At 55.8% G+C, this 5000-nt stretch carries 2 tRNA genes and 2 rRNA genes (1 of these 4 running past the window's edge); all 4 read left to right on the plus strand.

Going from position 1 to position 5000, the window contains the following annotated elements:
• Positions 1 to 324 precede the first annotated feature (324 nt).
• A 16S ribosomal RNA gene (locus VSX60_RS21585) occupies positions 325 to 1811 on the plus strand.
• 278 nt (positions 1812 to 2089) lie between these two features.
• Positions 2090 to 2166 (plus strand) — tRNA-Ile (locus tag VSX60_RS21590).
• 270 nt (positions 2167 to 2436) lie between these two features.
• Positions 2437 to 2512 (plus strand) — tRNA-Ala (locus tag VSX60_RS21595).
• A gap of 939 nt (positions 2513 to 3451) precedes the next feature.
• Positions 3452 to 5000, plus strand: a 23S ribosomal RNA gene (locus tag VSX60_RS21600) (it continues 1384 nt past the right edge of the window).
• Together the 16S and 23S rRNA genes with 2 tRNA genes alongside form the textbook arrangement of a ribosomal RNA operon.

Raw genomic sequence — 5000 nt, forward strand, 5'->3', positions numbered from 1 at the left:
GCCGTGATCTTTGACAATTTGATATTGAGAAGAAAGAGAAGCGTGGGCGGCGGTAAGTCTGCGTGGAGTTTCGTGCCGATTTCCTTTTCGGTTACGAGGCATCCATGAGAGAATGAACTGATCGTTCTACGTTTCGGTATGAGAGTGTACGGCTTGGAGCTGTTTTGGGGGTGACTTCGGTTAGTCCTGGGGTGGTTTCGAGCGATGGGCGTTTTTGAGGTTTTTCTGGCTTTGCAGCGATGCGGGTCGGGGAGATTTTGGGAGCGTCCTAGTAACTCTCGTCAAATGCTTTGAGACAGTGACGGTCAGGGAAAAACTCTTATCAAACCTGAGAGTTTGATCCTGGCTCAGAACGAACGCTGGCGGCAGGCTTAACACATGCAAGTCGAACGCACTCTTCGGAGTGAGTGGCAGACGGGTGAGTAACGCGTGGGAATCTACCCATCTCTACGGGATAGCTCCGGGAAACTGGAGATAATACCGTATACGTCCTGAGGGAGAAAGATTTATCGGGGATGGATGAGCCCGCGTTGGATTAGCTAGTTGGTGGGGTAATGGCCTACCAAGGCGACGATCCATAGCTGGTCTAAGAGGATGATCAGCCACATTGGGACTGAGACACGGCCCAAACTCCTACGGGAGGCAGCAGTGGGGAATATTGGACAATGGGCGCAAGCCTGATCCAGCCATGCCGCGTGAGTGATGAAGGCCCTAGGGTTGTAAAGCTCTTTCAGTGGGGACGATAATGACGGTACCCACAGAAGAAGCCCCGGCTAACTTCGTGCCAGCAGCCGCGGTAATACGAAGGGGGCTAGCGTTGTTCGGAATTACTGGGCGTAAAGCGTACGTAGGCGGACATTTAAGTCAGGGGTGAAATCCCGGGGCTCAACCCCGGAACTGCCTTTGATACTGGATGTCTTGAGTCCGGAAGAGGTGAGTGGAATTGCGAGTGTAGAGGTGAAATTCGTAGATATTCGCAGGAACACCAGTGGCGAAGGCGGCTCACTGGTCCGGTACTGACGCTGAGGTACGAAAGCGTGGGGAGCAAACAGGATTAGATACCCTGGTAGTCCACGCCGTAAACGATGGAAGCTAGCCGTCGGAGGATTTATCCTTCGGTGGCGCAGCTAACGCATTAAGCTTCCCGCCTGGGGAGTACGGTCGCAAGATTAAAACTCAAAGGAATTGACGGGGGCCCGCACAAGCGGTGGAGCATGTGGTTTAATTCGAAGCAACGCGCAGAACCTTACCAGCTCTTGACATGCCTCGACGGTATCCGGAGACGGATACCTTCCTTCGGGACGAGTGCACAGGTGCTGCATGGCTGTCGTCAGCTCGTGTCGTGAGATGTTGGGTTAAGTCCCGCAACGAGCGCAACCCTCGCCCTTAGTTGCCAGCATTCAGTTGGGCACTCTAGGGGGACTGCCGGTGATAAGCCGAGAGGAAGGTGGGGATGACGTCAAGTCCTCATGGCCCTTACGGGCTGGGCTACACACGTGCTACAATGGCGGTGACAGTGGGCAGCCAACTCGCGAGAGTGAGCTAATCCCAAAAAACCGTCTCAGTTCGGATTGCACTCTGCAACTCGGGTGCATGAAGTTGGAATCGCTAGTAATCGTGGATCAGCATGCCACGGTGAATACGTTCCCGGGCCTTGTACACACCGCCCGTCACACCATGGGAGTTGGTTCTACCCGAAGGTGGTGCGCTAACCTCGCAAGAGGAGGCAGCCAACCACGGTAGGGTCAGCGACTGGGGTGAAGTCGTAACAAGGTAGCCGTAGGGGAACCTGCGGCTGGATCACCTCCTTTCTAAGGATGGTCCTTTAAGGCATCCGGTGGTTCTGTCTTCGGGCAGGGTCGATCGGACATCCGTATTGGACTGTTTTAGAACCAAGACGCCAATCAGTCAGAGCGGCGTCGTGCATACAAGCGCCATGCGGCCTCCTCGGAGGCTTCGTGGTCAGGCAGGCCCCGCCGCCTTCGTTTCTCTTTCTTCCCTGGATGAATTGCCGGACCGGTCGGGTCCGACGTCGCCGCGTTGCCGGAAAGGCTGGGCGCGATGTCGGGATCTCGAACCGCAAGGGTTCGGGCCCGTAGCTCAGCTGGTTAGAGCGCACCCCTGATAAGGGTGAGGTCGGTAGTTCGAATCTACCCGGGCCCACCAAATCGGTGGCACCGTGGTGTCGATTCGAAGCGCTGAGGCTGACCGATTTGGTGGGCCCGGGTCGCTTTTGCCGGTTTGTCCGTCCTCGCTTTGCTGCGGGCGGACGGGCANACCGTGGTGTCGATTCGAAGCGCTGAGGCTGACCGATTTGGTGGGCCCGGGTCGCTTTTGCCGGTTTGTCCGTCCTCGCTTTGCTGCGGGCGGACGGGCACGGGCCACCTGCGCATTGAATTGCGAAGGCTGCGGGACGTCGGTTCGATCGAACCCAATGGGGCTTTAGCTCAGCTGGGAGAGCACCTGCTTTGCAAGCAGGGGGTCGTCGGTTCGATCCCGACAAGCTCCACCATTCGCTTCGCTCATGGCGGAGCTGGTCGGGTTTGGTTTGATTGTCCGTCCTCGCTTTGCTGCGGGCGGACGGGCAAGCTCCACCATGCCGGCGCCTCAGCGTACAGCGGTTTTATCCAGGAGAAAGAATAAGGTTTGCAGCCTTGGACGCTTGTCCGAGTGTCTGCCTGTTCTCAATTATCATCGTGAAGAAGAAGACGGATCTCGAAGATCGTCATTTTGGCCAGCTTGCTGGCCATGCCCCGCTCAGGGTTCGGACGGTCTGTCGACGAAAGGTTCCGGCACGGGTTCATCGCCCGTTTCGGTNCTTGTCCGAGTGTCTGCCTGTTCTCAATTATCATCGTGAAGAAGAAGACGGATCTCGAAGATCGTCATTTTGGCCAGCTTGCTGGCCATGCCCCGCTCAGGGTTCGGACGGTCTGTCGACGAAAGGTTCCGGCACGGGTTCATCGCCCGTTTCGGTCATAACAAGCCTTTTGTCCCATGATCGGTGTTGCCTGACCGCACGCCGTCGGGGTTCGTCTCGAGAAGCTGGTCTTTCGTCGATCGGAAATTTGCCTTGCGCGTGAAACCTTTCCAAAAAGTCGAACAACTTTTTGGGGTCACGCGCTGGTTTACCCGGTCGACATGAAGAGCACCGCTGCAGGACGCTGGATGGAGTTGCACACTTCGCCGGTGTTTGCGGTGTTCGAATGAGAGTAAGCGTGAATGATCACCTCTCTCTTTGTTTTTGTTGGTTTATGATGTGGCCGCCTTTGGCGGTCCAGGTCGTGAACCGGTGTGATGCGCTTTGCATCGACGAGTGGGACGCCAAACCGAGCCATCTTGATGGTGAGGCAAGGCCGACCGGCCGTCGGTCCTGATGGACCGCGCCCGCGCAGCCGACCCGCAAGGGTCTGGCGTGAGCGAGAACAAAACGGTGAGCATTGACGATGAGAATGATCAAGTGAAAGAAGGGCATTTGGTGGATGCCTTGGCATGCACAGGCGATGAAGGACGTGATACGCTGCGATAAGCCATGGGGAGCTGCGAATAAGCTTTGATCCGTGGATTTCCGAATGGGGCAACCCACCTTCGACCGCTGTTAAGTTTAAACTGCTGAGCCGTGAGGCTTTGGCGGCCGGGCGCCTTCGTTGATGAAGGGAGCACGGCAGTCAGAGGCCGACCGGCCGACGCGGCTTTTGCCGCGCCTCGCGGAGCCGATGCGCAGCATCTGGCGTGAGCGGTTTAAATTAACAGCGGTCATGAGAAGGTATCTAATCCTGAATACATAGGGGTTAGAAGCGAACTCGGGGAACTGAAACATCTAAGTACCCGAAGGAAAGGACATCAACCGAGACTCCGTCAGTAGCGGCGAGCGAACGCGGACCAGGCCAGTGGTCATTGAAAGAAGAAGCGGAACAGGTTGGGAAACCTGGCGCAATTGGGTGACAGCCCCGTACGCGTAATGTCTTCGATGATCCTTGAGTAAGGCGGGACACGTGAAATCCTGTCTGAAATTGGGGGGACCACCCTCCAAGCCTAAGTACTCGTGCATGACCGATAGCGAACCAGTACCGTGAGGGAAAGGTGAAAAGCACCCCGACAAGGGGAGTGAAATAGTACCTGAAACCGAATGCCTACAAACAGATGGAGCCCAAGGTTCGTCCTGGGTGACATCGTACCTTTTGTATAATGGGTCAGCGACTTAGTCTGACGAGCGAGCTTAAGCCGATAGGTGGAGGCGTAGCGAAAGCGAGTCTGAACAGGGCGTTCAGTTCGTCGGATTAGACCCGAAACCGAGTGATCTAGCCATGAGCAGGTTGAAGGTGCGGTAACACGCACTGAAGGACCGAACCCATATCTGTTGCAATAGATCGGGATGACTTGTGGCTAGGGGTGAAAGGCCAATCAAACTCGGAAATAGCTGGTTCTCCGCGAAATCTATTTAGGTAGAGCGTCGGATGGACACTCCAGGGGGTAGAGCACTGGATGGGCTAGGGGGACTCACCGTCTTACCAAACCTAACCAAACTCCGAATACCTGGAAGTGATATCCGGCAGACACACGGCGGGTGCTAACGTCCGTCGTGGAAAGGGAAACAACCCTGACCACCATCTAAGGTCCCCAAGTTATGGCTAAGTGGGAAAGGATGTGAGGATCCCAAAACAACCAGGATGTTGGCTTAGAAGCAGCCATCATTTAAAGAAAGCGTAACAGCTCACTGGTCTAATTAAGGGTCTTTGCGCCGAAAATGTAACGGGGCTCAAGCCATACACCGAAGCTGTGGGTGTGTTCGATCTTCGGATCGGATACGCGGTAGCGGAGCGTTCTGTAAGCTGATGAAGGCGGACCCGTGAGGGCTGCTGGAGGTATCAGAAGTGCGAATGCTGACATGAGTAACGATAAAGGGAGTGAGAGACTCCCTCGCCGAAAGTCCAAGGGTTCCTGCTTAAAGTTAATCTGAGCAGGGTTAGCCGGCCCCTAAGGCGAGGCCGAAAGGCGTAGTC

It is taken from the genome of Aurantimonas sp. A3-2-R12 (assembly GCF_036016755.1).
Taxonomy (GTDB): domain Bacteria; phylum Pseudomonadota; class Alphaproteobacteria; order Rhizobiales; family Rhizobiaceae; genus Aurantimonas; species Aurantimonas coralicida_A.